The sequence below is a fragment of the Ureaplasma zalophigenitalium genome, from assembly GCF_025780055.1.
Lineage (GTDB): Bacteria > Bacillota_I > Bacilli_A > Mycoplasmatales > Mycoplasmoidaceae > Ureaplasma > Ureaplasma zalophigenitalium.
The window spans coordinates 143968-161754 of record NZ_JAOXHJ010000001.1 but is presented as its reverse complement, the minus strand read 5'-3'; the positions used below and the strand labels follow the sequence as shown (position 1 = coordinate 161754).

Below are 17787 nucleotides of genomic sequence, written 5' to 3'. Positions count from 1 at the left end.
ATAGGATTTTTCGTTTATTGATATGGTGATATAATGTGGGTTAAAAATAAAGGGATGTTTTTGGAAACATTAATTAACCATAGCTTAGAAATTTTCATGCAAGAGAACTCAGGTTTTTTTATCAAGCGAGATGTTGGAGTTAGTATTCGTAAAATTGAAAATAATCGGGTTTTGGGGACACTAAAAGCTAAGTCACAAGCCGACTATTATGGTTTTTATCGTGGTTGTTATTATGACTTTGAGGTAAAACAAACTACAGAATCAACATTTGATTTGAGACAAATTAAAGATCATCAACTGCAGCATTTACTATTAATCCATAAGCAACAAGGGTACGCTTTTGTTATTATTGGTTATTTATCATTAAATAAATATTATGCCATCAGTATTAGTATGTTGTATCAACACTTTTTAGAAAATAAAGAAAAAAGAATCCATCACGAATGATTAGATTCTTTTGCTATTCATTTGGAAATAGTTTTTCCTGGGATTTTTAACTGATTAAAGTTATTGGATGCGTTAAAAAAACACATTATTTGATACTAGTACTCGCATCATATAAAACTTCTAATACATTAATATATGCGTTAGCTAAAGCGATAATACGATTGGGGTTGTTTTTGTTTAGTTTCTCATAACAAACACTAACAATATAATTAAAATAAAAATCCTCTAAACTAACAAATTGTTGTTTGATGATTTGAAAGTTTTTTCAAATAAAGGATTCAAATGTATCTTCGTCAATGTAATTTAATGCTTTTCCTATTTTTAATAAAAAGACATTTTGAATCACATTTTTAGTCATCATAAAATGCACATTAACTTTTGTTTTTAAAAGATCAACCATTAAATAATCTAATTCAAAACCTTCAAAATCCTTATATCCTAATGTTGTATATCAGTCATATTCTTTTTGCAAATCATAAATTAAAAATAAACTAGCGACATCAAGGTCGTTATTGAATCCATGATTTTTATTCAATTCATTCAAATATGTTTCTTGATCAGAACCGATCTCAAAATATGAGGATAAGAACGATTTTAAGGTATTGGCAAACCATGGTTCTTTTATGTTTTGCTCATAAACATTTGTTTGTAAATCAACAATCCCTTCAGCCATAAAAAATACATCCGCCAATTTGACGATAGCTTTTATTTGTTCGGTTTTTTGTTTTCCATCATAGATTAATTTCTGCTGTTTAAAAATGTTGCTAAGACTTGTGGATAGTAAATTATAGAAATGATTAATAGCTTGGACATGTTCGTTATAATTACGAATTTTCGTTTCTATAAATGCTTTGTTTTTAATACTTTGGTTTAACATTTTGAACGCCTAATTCCACTAACTCTTCATCTTTTACAGCACTTGGAGCCTGCATCATCATATCTACCCCTTGGTTATTTTTTGGGAAAGCAACTACATCTTTAATCATTTCACTATTGATTAAAATCATAATTAGGCGATCCAATCCTAAAGCAATCCCTGCATGAGGCGGAACTCCATAATTAAATGCTTCAAGTAAAAAACCAAATTTTTGATCTATTTCTAGCGTACTTAAATTGATTGCGGAAAACATTCTTTTTTGCACGTCTGGATTAATGATTCGCACTGATCCACCCGCTAACTCATATCCGTTTAATACAATGTCATAGCTACGGCCTAAAGCATTTTTTTGATTTGTATCAAAATCATTAATACATTGTTCTTGGGGAGCTGTAAAAGGATGGTGCGCAGCAACGTATCGATTTGTTTCTGGTTCAAAAACATATAATGGTCAGTCAATAATCCAAACAAAGGCATACGCTTTATTGTTTTTTAAATTTAAAATCGATGCTAATTGCGTTCGTACAATTCCCAATGCTTCTGTGGCAATTTCATAAGTGTCAGCTATTAATAATAAAGTACCTGAAGCTAGTTTATGACGTTGCATTAACTCTAAATACAAAGGATGATCTTCTTTTAATTTTGCAAAAGATCCGTCCGCCACCACACCATTTTCAACGCGCATTCAAATTAACCCTTTAGCATGTTTATCTTTAGCGTATTTTTCTAAGTCCTGTACTTGTTTTTTAGTTAACAATTCAGGAGTGTATAAGTATCTAACAACCTTACCGTCTTCAATCACATTCTGTAGAATTTTTGATGAAGATTGAGCAAATAAATTATTTGTATCTTGAATTGTTAATTCATATCGTAAATCCGGTTTATCTGTTCCGTAATGGTGAAAGGCGTGCGCGTATGACATTCGTAAAAAAGGCGTTTTTAATTCATAGTTTTGCGTCTCTCAAAAAATACGTTTTAGTAAACCTTCGATTAAATCCTGAACATCTTGTTCGTCTGCAAAACTCATTTCAATATCTACTTGCGTGAATTCTGGTTGGCGATCACTTCGTAAATCCTCATCCCTAAAACATTTAGTGATTTGAAAATATTTTTCAAATCCAGCTACCATTAATAATTGCTTAAAAATTTGGGGAGACTGTGGTAGAGCATAAAACTTATGAGTACGTGTGGGCACTAAAAAGTCACGCGCTCCTTCGGGCGTTGGTTTTCCTAAAATCGGTGTTTCTGTTTCAATAAAATCTAAATCATGTAAAAAAGAACGAATGATATGTGACACTTTTGAACGCAATTGAAAAGTTAGTAAGTTTTTAGGACGACGTAAATCTAAATAACGATACGCAAAACGCACGTCCTCGTTTGCATCTGTTTCGTTTTCGATAATTAAAGGAGGGGTTTTAGATTTTGACAAAACATCTACAGCATGGGCGTGTAATTCGAAATCACCAGTTAAAATATCCGGGTTTTTTTGTTTTCTAATCAACAATTCTCCTGTTACATAAATAACATCTTCTCGATTTAATTCGTTTAATTGTTTAAAAACCGCATCATTCTGGTGAGCAAAAATTTGCACTAAAGCGTATCGATCTCGAATATCAACGAAAACAAGGTTTCCTAGTTTTCGAACTTTTTTTACTCATCCCTTTAAAGTAATTATCTGATTTAAATACGCATTGCTTATTTGATTGTTATTAATTTTCATTTTTTTCTCCTTTATTTATTTCTTGAAAAAATTCGTTATAAGACACCGTTATTTGTTTTTTTGTTTCCTCATTAATCAGTATGATTTGTTGGTTGTCAGCCCATTCTTTCTCTGCGAATAAAACAATGAAATGAGGGTGTGTTTTATTTGCTTTTTTGAAAATTTTATCAAATTTCATTGGTTCATAACAAATATCAACTTTATAATTCTGTGCTCGCATCTGATTAGTTAAAATGTGCGCAAACCGTGCTAAATTATTGTGTGTATAACCAATAAAATAGTCGTAATAATACGCTGATACCTTCTCAGTTGGCACATCTTTTAAGGCGATCAATAAACGTTCAATGCCACAGCCAAAACCAACGCCATTATAATCTGGTCCATTTAATTGTTTTAATAATTTTGTATATCGACCACCACCAATCATAGTGGATTGACCTAAAAGGTGTTTAGATAAGCTAATAAATTCAAAAACCACGCCCGTATAATAATCCAAACCACGAACTAAGTTTTTGTTAATTTTATATGTAATATTTGCTTGATCTAAAAGTTTTAGTAAAGTTGCAAATTCTTCCTGTTCATCTTTATCTAAAAAAGCACTAATTTTTGGTGCATTCTTAACAAAGTCTTTTTCGCTTTCGATTTTATCATCCAAAATGCGTAAAGGATTAGTTTGCAAACGTTCACGACTAATCATTTCTAATTCATCAGTAAATTGGCCAAAATAATCCTGTAAAGCTTTAATTCATAATGCTCGTTTTTCTGGTGTCGAAATGTAATTGATTTCTAATACAAAATCTTTAATTTTAAGGGATGTTAAAATTTCATAAGCCAAACAAATCACTTCAAAATCCGTGTAAATACTGTTTGATCCTAATAATTCAACACCAAATTGATGAAACATCCGTTGACGTCCACTTTGAGGACGTTCATATCGAAAACATGGTTCAAAATAGGTTAATTTTAAAGGTAAAGGGTGTTGTAAGAGTCATTTATTTTCAATGACAGCTCGCAACACACCAGCAGTCCCTTCTGGGCGTAATGCAATCATTCGATCACCTTTATCATTAAAGACATACATTTCCTTAGAAACTAAATCTGATGTTTCGCCAGCAGAACGGTTAAATAGTTCATAATGTTCAAAAACAGGAGTTTTTACCTGCTCATATCCATAATTGTCCGCAATTTTGAGCAAATGGTTTTCTAGAGTTTTAAACATGCGCATGTCATCTTTGAATAAATCAACGGTTCCGCGAATTTTATTAATTATTTGTTTCATTTATGCTCCTTCTATACACACCTTTAATAAGGCACTAAAATACGGATTAACCTTAAATGGTCGCGTAGAGAATTCGGGATTAAAACTGCATGCAATCATATATTTTTTATCTTTATATTCTAGTACATCGATATTCTCATTTTCATCTAGACCACCAATAATTAAATTATTGCACAAAATCGATTCTAGTTGATTTTTGTTAATAATTGTCCGCTGTAAATGACGCATATTTATTTTTGTTTTTTTAAAAAACTCATAGCTGCGTGAATCTTTTGATAAATTTGTTAAATATGATCCGAATTTTACGTTATCTGTTAAGTCAAAAAAATCTTTTAAATAAAGTACTGAATGCTCTTTATTGAATTTAGTTTGAGGGGTTTCGTGTTTAATGTTCACTAAAAAATCATAAACAAAAATATTCATGCTATTACCAATTACTAATGTTGGTAAATCATTCAAACGAGCATGTTTTAATGCACAAACGCTACCTGCAAAACCGTCTTCATTCCCCACAAAAGAAGGTATAATGATTGCGTCTAATCCGTTTAATTGAATTCCTACATTACTATCATCAATTGTTTTTGCTTGAATTAAAATTAATTCTAAATCAACACTATAACTATAAGAGGCGATATTTAAACTTTCAATAATTGATTTATAAGCATCTGGCAGTTCAATGTATTGTCCAATAATCGCAACTTTTAAATGGTGGAGTTTTGGTGCTGTAATTTGGTTAGTGAAAGTGTATCAATGACTTAATGTCGCTGTTTTAACTTGTAATTTGAAATAATCTAAAATAGACTTGTGAATTTTTTGTTTGAAAAACATGTTCGGTAATAAATAAACAGACGAAACATCTTGAGCGACAAAAATATTATGGCGAGGAACTAGACACGACCATGCAAGTTTCTCGATTGTTTGTTTATCTACTTCGTGCGTGGAACGCAATAATAAAATATCAGGTTGAATCCCTAAAGAGCGCAACGTGTGCACACTATGTTGTGTTGGTTTAGTCTTTAACTCATTAACATTATCAATGTATATTAATGGAGAACAATGAACACTCATAACATTTTCGCGACCATATTGGTGAATAAATTGCGTAATCGCTTCAATGAAAGGTAGGGATTCAATATCACCAATCGTTCCACCGATTTCGACAATAACAAAATCCACATCTAAAGTTTCACTGACTTTACGAACATATGAGATAATGTGGTTGGTTACGTGCGGAACAGTTTGTACGGTTACATTTTTAAATTTGTTATGACGTTCTTTATATGTAATTTCTGAATAAATTTTTCCTGCACTAATTGATGCGTACTCATTTAAGTCAATATCGATAAAACGTTCGTATGTCCCTAAATCTAAATCCGCTTGTTTGCCGTCTTTAGTTACAAAAACCTCACCATGTTGATAAGGTGATAAATAAGTTGGGTCAACATTCAAATATGGATCTAGTTTTTGCATTGCGACCTTAAAACCTAATTCCACTAAAATTCGTCCAATACTACTAGCGCTCACACCCTTACCCAATGATGAATAAACTCCACCAGTAATAAAAATATATTTTGTTTTTTGACTTTTTTTACTCATTAGATTAACTTCCATTCATACATAATATTTTTAATTCTAAATTCATCAATAATCACTTGTAAATGATTGCTATTTTTCACGTAAATAATTAGTTTTGTGTTGTGTGTTTTATTAATCTTATGCTTATTAATAATAATCGTTGAAAGGTTGGCACGGTGTCTAATTAAAATTTGGGCAATAATATTCCCAATTGATTCGCTTCAATTTCCTTTTAATTCTATTTGACATAAAAAATAACGTGGACGTTGTTTTAATTTCTCTTGCGATCAATCAACAACCAATGTTTTAGCACGAGTGTTTTTAACTTTCTTGCAATCTGATCTATGAATTTCGACTTTATTGCGAATCAACTTCGCAACACAATCAAAACCTGGCACTTTGGAGCAACAAGTTGTTACAATTAATTCATTAAAATACAAATTTTCTAAACCGTCAAAATAAGAATTTGCGATTAATCATTTTCAGATTTTAGATTTAATAATATTGATAGCCTTTTTACTTGTTTGTTTATTATCACTAAAGACATTATATTTAACATTGTCGCTAATTTCTGCAATTCTTGTTAAATCAATAAAAGTTGTAAAATCATTAATATTAAATTCATTTCGAATTCTTTCGCTTGCTTGCTGCAGGGTAATAATTTTATCATCTAAATAAAAATTAGCGTCACGCATAAATTGTTCTTTATTAGCTAATTTGTGTCCCTCTAAATCAGCTAATTTTGCTTTAATATATTTTTTAACCACCTCGTTATTTGCGGAACGCAATCATGACTGATTAACCAGTTCACTTGTTTGCGAATAAACAATTTTTATTGTATCCCCTGATTCAACGTGTGCATCAAAATGCGCTCTTTCACCATTTAGATATACAGCCATTACTTTAAAAAAATTCTTCTGATCATAGCGATAAGCTAAATCTAATAAAGTATGAGTGTTTGTAATTGTTATTCATTCGTTTGAATTCATAATTAATACATCATAAATTGTAGCTGTGGTGATGTTTTTTACTTGTTTAACATCCTTGATTTCATTGTGGATAAAATCTCGCATCAATAAGGTTTTATCAATTGTATTAGAAATCATTTCGGGATTATTTTCCTTATATTTTCAATGAGCAGCTAAGCCATAATTAGCAAATGTGTTCATTTTTTCAGTTCTAATTTGGATTTCAAATAAAGTGTTTTCAAAAGAAATAGTTGTATGAATCGATTGGTATAAATTTCACTTAGGATTGGAAATATAATCTTTAAAGGTATTAATAATATAAGTAAAATTCATGTGAATCAAGCCGAGAGAATGGTAACATTGATGAATGTCATCAACTATTAAACGTAGGGCATAAATATCATGAATATTTTTGATTTCATAACCTTGCGTCATTTTTTTGTAAGTCGAGTAAATACCTTTAATCCGTGACTCTAAAGTGGCTACAACATTATTTGCTTCTAAAATTTTTGCCAATCGGGATGTTGCTTCATCTCATTTTATTTTATTTAAACTAATAATTTCGTCTAATGTATTTTTCACTTTATAATAATTTTCGGGGTCTAAAACTGCAAACGACATATCTAATAAGTCAGTCTTCACTTTATACATTCCTAATCGCCCTGCAATATTAGCATAAATCTCTAAAGTTTCTTTTGCTACTCGTCTTCGTTTTTCCTCACGCAAATATTCGATTGTCAGCATATTATGGTAACGGTCAGCTAATTTAATAATCATTGCTCGAATATCCTCAGTCATACTCATAAAAACTTTAATTGAATAAGCTTCTAAAGTCTTGTCTTTATTTATAGTGTTTCTTTGATTACGCGCATAAATAGAAACTTTCGTAACAAACATAACTAATTTACAAACTTCTTGCCCAAATTCATTTTTCAATTCTTCTTCAGTGCATGTAGTATCTTCGATTACATCGTGTAACATTCCAGCTACTAATGTTTTTTCATCCATTAATCACAAAACAAGAGTCTTAACCGTTGTAATCGGATGAATAATAAATGGTTCGCCAGATTTTCGTTGTTGCTCGCCATGCATTTTGTTAGCGAATTCAAAAGCTTTCCGCACTTCACTAACCGTGTGCTCGCTATATTCTTTTTCTTGCATCAGTTGAACTAACTCACGCATTTGTTGTTGTACTAAATCTGTCATTTTATCACCTTAATTTATAATTATAAATTATTAGTGTAATTGATTGAAAAATACTTATTAAAATATCTAAAAAAGATTCGTAAACAAAATAAAAACTCCTATTGCTAGGAGTTTAAAAATATTAATGGTGGTTTCGGACAGAATCGAACTGTCGACACACGGATCTTCAATCCGTTGCTCTACCGACTGAGCTACGAAACCGTGGCGGTCCTGACGGGAGTCAAACCCGCGATCTCCTCTGTGACAGAGAGGCATGTTAATCACTACACCACAGAACCATGGTTGCGGGAGATGGATTTGAACCACCGACCTCCAGATTATGAGCCTGACGAGCTACCAAACTGCTCTATCCCGCGATATGAAAACACATAAAGTGTTAGATTATTGTAAATGGCGGAGAAAGAGGGATTCGAACCCCCGCGCGGCTCACACCGCCTCTCAGTTTTCAAGACTGATCCCTTCAACCGGACTTGGGTATTTCTCCATATATACATCTATATATTATACAAAATATAAAGACGAATTTGCATTTAATTTAATGGTGCTTCTAACAGGACTTGAACCTGTAACCAACCGATTATGAGTCGGGGGCTCTAACCAAATTGAGCTATAGAAGCAATGGTGGCTGAACTGAGATTCGAACTCAGAACCTCCCGGGTATGAACCGAGCGCTCTAACCAATTGAGCTATCCAGCCAAAATGGTCGGGAAAACAGGATTCGAACCTGCGACCCCCTGGTCCCAAACCAGGTGCACTACCAAGCTGTGCTATTTCCCGATGAACAAGTTTATTATGGAATAAACTAATTAATAAAATTTAATGGCGCACCCTAAAGGAGTCGAACCCATAACCTTCTGGTCCGTAGCCAGACGCTCTGTCCAATTGAGCTAAGGATGCAATATGGAGGTGCCAGTCAGATTCGAACTGACGAATAAGGAGGTTGCAGCTCCTGACCTTACCACTTGGCTATGGCACCATTAATAATAATGCGCATACACCATTAACATATATGCTTTAAAACATACTAATATAGTATAACAAATCAACGAAATATTTGCAAGCTTTATTTGATATATTTTTGCATCCGGACTAAAAAATTACTTTTTTGACGTTTTTTGATATCTAACAATTGATTGAATATGTATTGGTTTCAGTGTTTTTTCGTCAATTTCCACAATAATACCACAAAAAACATATGGATTATTGCTTGGCGTTAAAACAAAACGTTTATTAGGGTTTCGGAAACGTTCAATAATTTCTGCAGGTTCTGCCCCAATAATACTATTACTTGGTCCACACATTCCTAAATCTGTTTGAAAAGCTGTGTTTTCATAAATTCTTGCGTCGTTTGTAGGGACGTGGGTATGTGTGCCATAAAGAATGGTTACCTTGTTTTTAAAATCTAAAAATAACGCATTTTTTTCACTGGTTGTTTCTGCATGAAAATCAACAATATGAATGTCGCAATTATTTTGGGCTACAATTTCATCTAAACACAAGAAAGGGTTAGATTGTAAACCTTTCATATCAATTGATAGACCTAATAAGTTAGTTACACGTACACGCAAGTTTTTGACATGAAAAACTCTTGAGCCAAAACCGAATTCAGCATAAGGGTGCGACACTTCTATGTTAGCTGGACGAATTAGATTGTCTTTTGTTTTTAACATTTCAAAAATTTCATCTTGGTCTCAAGTATGATTTCCCATTGTAAAAACATCTACGCCATATGACTGCAATTCTTCAAAATGGCGTAAGTTTAATCCTTTACCGTGAGTTGTATTTTCCGCATTTGCAATCACAAAATCAACTCCATACTCTTTTTTGATTATTGGAATTTCTTTTTGTAAAGATATTCGGCCTTGTTTAGAAAAAACATCGCCCAACATTAAGATTTTCATAACGTTATTTTTCTCTTCTACTTAAACTTTTGATATTATAACAAATACTTAGAACTTTTTTAGATTTATGGAAGTAAATATCTAAAAGATCATCCTTTTTACCAACTACAACCCCTGATCCAAAAATCTTATGTTCTACTTCGTCATTGATTGCGTAATCATTGGTCTGATTATGGTAATTTTGTTCAACAATCTTTTGTGATTGGGCAAATCTTGAAAGTTGTTCTAATTCTTCTAGTTCTCCTCAGCGAGATTGCATTAAATTACCCATTATGTTTTCTTTTTTAACTTTTTGCAAGTTAATATGAGAAGATAAGTTTTCTAAGTTAGCAACACCAATTTCATCAATAAATTGTGAAATTTGTCCGGCATACTCGTTTCTGAATGAGTTGTTTAAAGAAGCAGTTATGTATAATTCTTTTTTAGCTCGCGTCAGCGCTACATAACACACTCGGCGTTCTTCTTCTATTCCGTTGGTTTCATTAATAGAATAGCTACTTGGAAAATCACCTTGATTCATCCGCATTAAGAAAACATATTCAAATTCCAAGCCTTTAGAAGTATGAACGGTCATTAAATTAATCGCATTATTTTTTAGTTTTTTAGAATCATCATTGGTATACAAAGCGATGTCGTTCAAATAATCATTTAATGTTGCTCCTGGAATATTTTGTAAATAACGTTCTAGGCCGTTACGTAATTCCATGACGTTTTCTCATTTATTATCTGCCGTATCTGGTTTTAAATCTAAGAATTCTTTATAAGCAATCTTGTCCACCAAATAATAAAAAACGCTAACTAAGTCGTGGTTGTCATTATATTCTTGTATATCAAGAATTAAATCATAAAAACGAATAATGCTGTTCATTTGTTGATTGCTTAATAAGTCATTATCACGAATATGACTCAAAGCTTCGGCTAGTGTGTATCCTTTTTCTTTGGCAAAACGTTTTAAATTATCAAACGCTTCCCCCCCAATTTTCCGACGAGGTTTATTAATAATGCGGATTAATGCTAATTCATCTCAGTTGTTAATAACTTGAAAATAAGCTAAAATATCACGAATTTCTTCACGTTCAAAAAATGTACGTGAACCAAAAAGGTTGTAAATGATACCATTTTCTATTAGTGATTGTTCGATAGCTCGTGACATTTGGTTCGAACGAAATAAGACACAAATATTTTCAGGAGGCACATTGTGCTCATCAATTAATTTACCAATTTTTTCAACAATAAACGCTACTTCTTCGTCGATATTATAACAAGTTTTAAAAATAGGTTTTTTGTGTTGTCCAAAAAATGATTCTAATTCTTTTTTTAAAGTTCGCGGATTAACATTAATTAATTGGTTTGCAGCGTTCAATATTTCTTGTGTTGATCGATAATTAATTTTCAAAACAATAATTTCAGATTTGGTAAAATCATGTTGAAATTGCTCTAAAACTTTTGCTTTAGCTCCTCGGAATGAATAAATTGTTTGGTCAGGATCGCCTACAGCAAAAATGTTTTGGTGTTTTTTAGCGAGCAAATAAGCTAGTTGGTATTGAATCTCATTCGTATCTTGAAACTCATCAACTAAAACAGCATCAAATCGATTTTGCCATTTTTGTAAAATATCTTCAAACCTAGTGAAGATTTGATAAGTTAAAATTAATAAATCATCGTAGTCAACATAACTAAAAGCAGCACATTTTTGGATAAACAAATTAAAGATTAACATCAGGTCTTTCTTTATTTGTCCTAATGATACAGTGTTCTCTTTTCACTTAAATTTTTGATTTATATATTCTCCATTAGAGGATTTCATGCTAGAAATAAAGCTTAGGACTTTTTTATAAGGATATTCTTTATAATCGATTTGATGCTCCTCGTAAATTAAATGCAGTAAGTCAATTGCAGATGCTGTGTCTAAAATACGGAAATTGTTATCATAATCTAAAAGATGAATGTCCTCACGCAACACACGAACACAAAAACTATGGAACGTTCCAAGTTGTGATATATTCACATTAATTAATTTTTGGACACGTTCACGCATTTCACGTGCTGCTTTATTAGTAAAAGTAAATCCAAGAATTCGCTCAGGTTGTATCCCAAAATAATTTATCAAGAAAGCCATTCTTAAGGTTAAAACCTGTGTCTTACCTGTGCCTGCCCCCGCTATTATTAGTAGGGGTTTTTTGTCAGCAACAACTGCTTGGTGTTGTTCTTGATTCAAATTATTAATCGATTCTTGGATATGCATACTATGATCTCCTACGTGTTCCAATCTTGTCAATTTCAGATAAAACATTGTTATAGTGGTCAATTACAGGTTTTGTAAGTGGTCGTTTTGGTTTACTAATGGGAACTTCTTCATCTTTGATGCTTAAAACAGCTACATTAGCAATATGATCTTGGAAGGGTCGTTCCACTTTTTTTAAAACCATTGTTACTAAAGCAATAATGCTTAATAGACCAACTATAGAAAATAAACTTTTGCTTAAATAAGCCATAATTTCAGTGTTTGTGTCAGCCTCATTAGGGATTTGTAAAGACATCGCTCCCCTAATAAATAATAAATATTGAAATCGTTGATACTTATCATTAATGTCATAAGCAAAACAAAAAGCAGCTACCAACATGGCAATGATCATAAATAAAAATCATATAATTAATGATTGTCTAAGTAATGCTGAAAACATAACTCCGCGATGGTTTTGCTTATAAAGTGAAATTGTATGTATTTTAAAGACTTTGCGGAACAATGTTGCTGATTTGTTGAATGTTGGAATAAAAATAAAATAGATAAAGTAGATAAAAAAAGCTATTGTTGCCATTACGAAAACTCGTCACGGCTCTAATGCAGGTTTGCTCATAACATTATCTAAAGTGGTGTTACTTTGCGAAACAAACAAATCCTTGATTTTAAATTCAGAATTAATAAAAACTAAAAATGAACAAACGATCGAAAGAACGAACACTAATAAGAAATCAAGTGTTGCGGCTTTAAAACGTTGTTTTCTCTTTGCTAATGGGTATTCTTTATCGTAATTAATTTTCATAAATTTCCTTTAAGCGCATTAATTATATTATATAGTGCGCAATTAAAATAAACACACCAAAAGTAATAAAAAATAGACCCAAGGTCTATTATATTTTAATGGCGCACCCAAAGGGACTCGAACCCCTAACATTATGTTCCGAAGACATACGCTCTATCCATTGAACTATGGGTGCATACTTATTAATTATAATAAAAAAATCTGCTTTTGCAGATTAGTTTTTTAAATGGCGCACCTGAAGGGATTCGAACCCCTGACCGTACGCTTAGAAGGCGTATGCTCTATCCTACTGAGCTACAGGTGCTTAAAATACTTTATATATTATAAAATAATGCGCTTAAAAAAGGTTAAAGAAAATTATTTTAGTAAAAATCAAAAATCAACCGATTAGTTTATTGAGGTGATTTTTATTAATAAATTTAACATTATTCAAGATTTTTTTAGAAAGAATTTGTTTTCTACACTCTGTTGCTGAACAATTCTAATCCACTGTTTGCAAGCGTGGTGACAAAAATGTGTCTGACATAGGCAAATTCTCATGAGTTTGTTTTGAAGTTGATGAAAGGAGGGTGTAAATAATGATTGTAAACACTAGTCAGGATTATGTTATGTGATATAAATACAATAATAAAAAGGGTTATCAAGGTCGCAGTAACAGTCAAAAACCTTACTATATTCGTGATTTTAATAAACCAATAGAACTACGAGATCATTTCGAAGGACGTCCTTTTGGTATCTATATTAACCAATATGATGTTAAGAATGAGTTAATTAAAGATGTTTTAACAATGCAATTTAAGATTAATATTGTTGGAAATTTTCATTTACCTACAAATTATTTCTATCTAGATATCGATTCATCAATTGGTTCTTTTAGAAATATTGCTTTAAAAGAAAGTAGAGTCGAAGATTTACGTTTTGCTCATACCATTTTAAAACAACACGTGTATATAGCGTCTGTTCGGGTTAATATAAATGAATCGGGGTTGTCCACTAAGGAAATTTTAAAACAATTAATTCAATTTAAATTAAATTTAAAAGTAACTGATGATACTCAATTACATGATCAAATTGATTATGAAATATCACGAGATTACTTGCGTCGATCTTTAGTCTGACAACGCCTATATGACCATAATTATTATTATGCTAATGCTTTTAATTTAAATAGTGACCTAGATCTGGGAACATTTCATAGTCCTTGTATTTTTACTTTACAAACTTATGCTAATTATATCTATGACAAAGCACAACGCGCACAAAATATAAAGCCCCTTAAGGTTGATGAAAAAGTGTATTTAGAAAACGGAGACATTTACTCAATCAAGTATAGTCTAGAATATAAATCATTATCAAACGAAATAAAACATTTGGAATGAGAGGAAAAAGTTGAAAATATAAGAAAATACTATGATGTTGAAAAATCATTTTTTAACATTCAGCCTCATTCACTTTTTAAATATGATTTTTTAAAGGATCAGTTAACAATTGATGATTCGAAAGGTTTTAAAGGTATTTGATTACCTAAAAGGCAAACGGTTATTTTAAAAATAAAGATTAAAAGTAATTTTTTGAGTCCTAGCATCTATTACGCAAGAACAACCCTAGAATTTAAAAATGACTTTATAAATAACTTGCGCCCATTAATTAAAGTTAGTAGTTTGGAAATAAACAATTATGACGGTTTTAAACAAATTTAAACAGTTTTTTAAAACACCTCGTACTAAGGTGATCTTATTCACGTGTCTTGGATTAGCTATTATTGGCGCAGCAGTTGGTATCGGAATTAGTTTAGGTGTTAAAAACCAAAAAAACAATATTGATACTTCATTACCTACAGATAAGCAGATATTACAACCTATACAAAAAACGCAAGATCAAATAAATAGCGCTTTTACAATCAATAATAACAAGGAGCTCTTAGGTAAAGATAATAAAATTCAGCCTATCAAAAAAGAAGTTGTTATTGTCGATCATCATAAATCAGCAAACATCCATGTTCGAGAAACCAAACCTTCTAATACATCGACTGATTTGCAAGAGCACATCGATCAAAATCATACGCAAAAGCATCAGGATAAAACAGAAAATGCTCTAAAACAGAAAAATGAAGCAATTAATTCATCAGAAATCCTAAACGAAACAACGCATAACTTCGAAGTTACAGATCTAAACCATAATCCACATGAGGATAAAAACAAAGTTAATAATTCATTAAAACCATTAGATGAAATGAATACTAATCTAGAGCAGGTAGATAAGAATACTAATACATCAAAACATCAAGATAATAATGCTGATTTGCAAATAGAAGTTGATTCGACTGTTCATTCGCCAGAAGATACTGGCCAAAGCGTTGATTCACAAAAACAGATTAATACATCAACTAATAAACAAAGTCATTCTGATCAAAAACTTAGTATTGAAGAAAAAGAGCAAGAAAATAAAGGTTTGCATGACAAAAATGTTAAGCAAAATAAACCCCACAAACATAATAATCAAGAAACTATCAATAATCAAGATGTGCCAAATAGTAACCCTAATAACAAACAAATAAAAAAAGAGGATGCACCTGATTTAATCGAGGTTGAGCAAATCCAATTAACGCGTTTTAATTTAAAACCTGTCCTTGAAAAAATGAATGATTTTTATGAATTAATTGATTTTAGAAAGTATTTTAATGAACCTGGGAACAAGATAAATTTTGAGGAAACAGCAATCAAAGAACAATTAAAAAACATCTTCCTTAAGGCTATTCTTACCTTTGATCAATTCAAGAGAGTATGAAACTATTTAGAATATAGTGTAAAATATAAAATAATTGATAAACGATTAATTGTGCTTGTTAATTGACAAATTAATACACCAGATGTTGGTATTAAGAAACAATTTTATGATCAATTAAGTTTTTATCTAGAACAATAAGAGAGGTACCATATGGACGTTCGTCAAACTATTAGTAAAATTGCTCAGCAAAAAAAGATTAATTTAAATCAATTAGTGAATGAGGAGGCTAATTTAAAAACTTTAGGGATTGATTCATTAGCCGCTATGGATTTAATTGTTGATATTGAAGATGCTTTAAATGTTCGCCTTAGTGATGAAGAGTTAGTCAGTATTCAAACTCTGGGAGATTTAATTAAAACTTTTGAGAAACACGTCTAGTGTTTCTTTTTTTATTTTTTAATGTTATAATATTAAAGTATTCTTAGGGGTATAGTTCAATTGGTAGAACTACGGACTTCAAATCCGTGTGTTGTGGGTTCGAGTCCTACTACCCCTGCCATTAAAATAAAAAACCAAGATTTAAATCTTGGTTTTTTTGTCTCTAAATATTAATTATTTTTGGTCGATAGCCATTTTGTAGAATGTTCTTAACATAACACCTGTTCCTTGGTGTCCAACATCTGCTGTAATCGCTACATCAAAGTGTGCATAAGGTTTGTCTTCAGTAAATTCTTTTAAGTATGCCGCAGCTCGTGAAGATCCTCCACGTGGATCGCTTACTGAGTTAGCGATATCAGCTACATTAGATTTCAATAAATCCTTAAAATCATAGTGGAAAGGCAATCGTCACACTAATTCACCAGCAAACTTAGCAGCTGCTTCTGAAGCTCTTCATAAGCAGTCAGTTGTAGTTCAAACTCCTGAATAAGTTTCACCTAATGCATAAATCATTGCTCCTGTTAGTGTTGCAATATCAATTAATTTATCTGCCTTCATGTCTTTAGCTGCATAAGTTAGAGCATCACATAGGATTAGACGTCCTTCAGCGTCAGTATTGTCAATTTCTACTGTTTTACCATTATAAGCTGTAACAACATCATCTGGTCTTTGAGCCTCAATCCCTGCTAAATTAAATACTAATGGGCATAGCATAACTACATTTACTTCTTCGTTATTTTTCGCTAGAGCGAATAATGTTGAGGCAACAATTGCTGCACCTGACATATCGAACTTCATTCAACGCATGTGTGAACCAGTTTTAATGTTATTCCCCCCTGTATCAAAACATACCCCTTTACCAACAAAAGCATATTTTTGGTTTGTTGGTTTAGTGTTATATTCTAAAACTAATAAACGAGGTTGGTAATTTTCTGAAACAGCAGCCTTACCAACACCATAGTGACAACCAAACCCTTTCGTTTGTAAATCATTACGGTCTAAAACACTAATTTTCACGTTTTTTAAATCGGCGAATTTAGCACGAATAGCCTTTTCAAAATCTCCTGGAGACATTTTGTTTGATGGTGTATCTTGTAACATACGCGCAAATGATTGTGCTTGAGCAATCACAAGGTGTTTGTCAATTAATTTTTGTAATTTAGCGTCAAATACTAAATTATGAATGTTCTTTGGCGTTTGTTTTGTTTTTTCAGAATATGGCGTTACTTCTACGTATTCTAATGCAGCAACAACAATACCAATTACTGATTCATGTTGATCTTCATCAACTAATGCTAAAAATGAATCTAAATCAACAGAAACTGGTTTAGCTGCTTTTGATAAGAATTTAACTAAAGCACGTCATAATTCATTAGTATCAAAATCCTTATTTAAAACAATGTGGTGGTTTTTTTCATAAACATTACCGAACACCTCGTGTAATTTTGTATTACTTTCAAATCCTGCAATATTGTGTTTTTCACATACCGCTTTTAACTCATAAATGAAATTTTCTTTTTTATTAAATGTCATATTATCTCTTTCCTTAAAATATAAATGGTTATATTTATTTTAATACATCCACATCCTGTTTATATAAAGGAT

General features: G+C 31.5%; 13 protein-coding genes and 12 tRNA genes. 5 read left to right on the top strand and 20 right to left on the bottom strand.

Annotated features, from left to right (window positions below; all coding sequences use genetic code 4):
• The first annotated feature begins 33 nt into the window (after positions 1–33).
• Entirely contained in the window at positions 34–546 is a 513-nt protein-coding gene (locus tag OF365_RS00865; RefSeq protein WP_263817724.1) for a Holliday junction resolvase RecU, read from the top strand.
• Here the strand turns inward: OF365_RS00865 and OF365_RS00860 are convergent.
• The 19 genes from OF365_RS00860 to OF365_RS00770 all read right to left on the bottom strand — a co-directional run bounded on the left by OF365_RS00860 (position 533) and on the right by OF365_RS00770 (position 13321).
• Positions 533–1324 carry a DUF1266 domain-containing protein gene (locus OF365_RS00860; protein ID WP_263817723.1) on the bottom strand — a complete coding sequence of 264 codons (792 nt, stop codon included), beginning with the start codon at positions 1322–1324 and terminating at the stop codon, positions 533–535. The two genes, OF365_RS00865 and OF365_RS00860, sit on opposite strands and share 14 nt — an antisense overlap.
• Positions 1305–3044: an aspartate--tRNA ligase gene (gene aspS, locus OF365_RS00855; RefSeq protein WP_263817722.1), complete on the bottom strand. Its 1740-nt coding sequence runs from the start codon at positions 3042–3044 to the stop codon at positions 1305–1307. The genes OF365_RS00860 and aspS overlap by 20 nt, the downstream gene beginning before the upstream one ends.
• Positions 3034–4323, bottom strand: coding sequence for a histidine--tRNA ligase (hisS, locus tag OF365_RS00850; protein WP_263817721.1), 1290 nt, complete (start codon positions 4321–4323; stop codon positions 3034–3036). Before hisS ends, aspS begins: the two co-directional genes overlap by 11 nt.
• Positions 4324–5919 (bottom strand): CTP synthase, encoded by a 1596-nt coding sequence (locus OF365_RS00845; RefSeq protein WP_263817720.1) that lies wholly within the window; start codon positions 5917–5919, stop codon positions 4324–4326.
• On the bottom strand, positions 5919–8072 hold the full coding sequence (locus OF365_RS00840; protein WP_263817719.1) for a RelA/SpoT family protein: 2154 nt from the start codon (positions 8070–8072) through the stop codon (positions 5919–5921). The genes OF365_RS00845 and OF365_RS00840 overlap by 1 nt, the downstream gene beginning before the upstream one ends.
• A 125-nt stretch (positions 8073–8197) precedes the next feature.
• Positions 8198–8273 (bottom strand) — tRNA-Phe (locus tag OF365_RS00835).
• A 1-nt stretch (position 8274) separates the two neighbouring features.
• A tRNA-Asp gene (locus tag OF365_RS00830) sits at positions 8275–8350 on the bottom strand.
• Between the two features lies 1 nt (position 8351).
• Positions 8352–8428 (bottom strand) — tRNA-Met (locus tag OF365_RS00825).
• A 35-nt stretch (positions 8429–8463) separates the two neighbouring features.
• Positions 8464–8556, bottom strand: a tRNA-Ser gene (locus OF365_RS00820).
• Positions 8557–8611: 55 nt separating this feature from the next.
• Positions 8612–8689, bottom strand: a tRNA-Ile gene (locus OF365_RS00815).
• A 2-nt stretch (positions 8690–8691) separates the two neighbouring features.
• Positions 8692–8768, bottom strand: a tRNA-Met gene (locus OF365_RS00810).
• A 4-nt stretch (positions 8769–8772) separates the two neighbouring features.
• Positions 8773–8849: transfer RNA gene (locus tag OF365_RS00805), tRNA-Pro, on the bottom strand.
• 43 nt (positions 8850–8892) lie between these two features.
• Positions 8893–8969 (bottom strand) — tRNA-Arg (locus OF365_RS00800).
• A 4-nt stretch (positions 8970–8973) separates the two neighbouring features.
• Positions 8974–9048 (bottom strand) — tRNA-Cys (locus OF365_RS00795).
• Positions 9049–9169: 121 nt separating this feature from the next.
• Positions 9170–9973: a TIGR00282 family metallophosphoesterase gene (locus tag OF365_RS00790; RefSeq protein WP_263817718.1), complete on the bottom strand. Its 804-nt coding sequence runs from the start codon at positions 9971–9973 to the stop codon at positions 9170–9172.
• A gap of 4 nt (positions 9974–9977) precedes the next feature.
• On the bottom strand, positions 9978–12218 hold the full coding sequence (locus OF365_RS00785; RefSeq protein ID WP_263817717.1) for an ATP-dependent helicase: 2241 nt from the start codon (positions 12216–12218) through the stop codon (positions 9978–9980).
• A 1-nt stretch (position 12219) separates the two neighbouring features.
• A complete protein-coding gene (locus OF365_RS00780; RefSeq protein WP_263817716.1) occupies positions 12220–13017 on the bottom strand; it encodes an RDD family protein in 798 nt (265 codons plus the stop codon).
• 99 nt (positions 13018–13116) lie between these two features.
• Positions 13117–13192: transfer RNA gene (locus OF365_RS00775), tRNA-Arg, on the bottom strand.
• Between the two features lie 52 nt (positions 13193–13244).
• Positions 13245–13321: transfer RNA gene (locus OF365_RS00770), tRNA-Arg, on the bottom strand.
• A 274-nt stretch (positions 13322–13595) separates the two neighbouring features.
• On the opposite strand from OF365_RS00770, the gene OF365_RS00765 reads away from it, so the two are divergent.
• The 4 genes from OF365_RS00765 to OF365_RS00750 all read left to right on the top strand — a co-directional run bounded on the left by OF365_RS00765 (position 13596) and on the right by OF365_RS00750 (position 16303).
• On the top strand, positions 13596–14717 hold the full coding sequence (locus OF365_RS00765) for a hypothetical protein (protein ID WP_263817715.1): 1122 nt from the start codon (positions 13596–13598) through the stop codon (positions 14715–14717).
• Positions 14695–15942, top strand: a complete 1248-nt coding sequence (locus OF365_RS00760) for a DUF5452 domain-containing protein (RefSeq protein ID WP_263817714.1) — start codon at positions 14695–14697, stop codon at positions 15940–15942. The genes OF365_RS00765 and OF365_RS00760 overlap by 23 nt, the downstream gene beginning before the upstream one ends.
• Positions 15943–15954: 12 nt before the next feature.
• Complete coding sequence (locus OF365_RS00755; RefSeq protein ID WP_263817713.1) at positions 15955–16182, top strand: acyl carrier protein; 228 nt, start codon at positions 15955–15957, stop codon at positions 16180–16182.
• Between the two features lie 45 nt (positions 16183–16227).
• A tRNA-Trp gene (locus OF365_RS00750) sits at positions 16228–16303 on the top strand.
• A 53-nt stretch (positions 16304–16356) separates the two neighbouring features.
• Here OF365_RS00750 and OF365_RS00745 read toward each other — a convergent pair.
• Entirely contained in the window at positions 16357–17715 is a 1359-nt protein-coding gene (locus OF365_RS00745; protein WP_263817712.1) for a leucyl aminopeptidase, read from the bottom strand.
• Between the last annotated feature and the right edge of the window lie 72 nt (positions 17716–17787).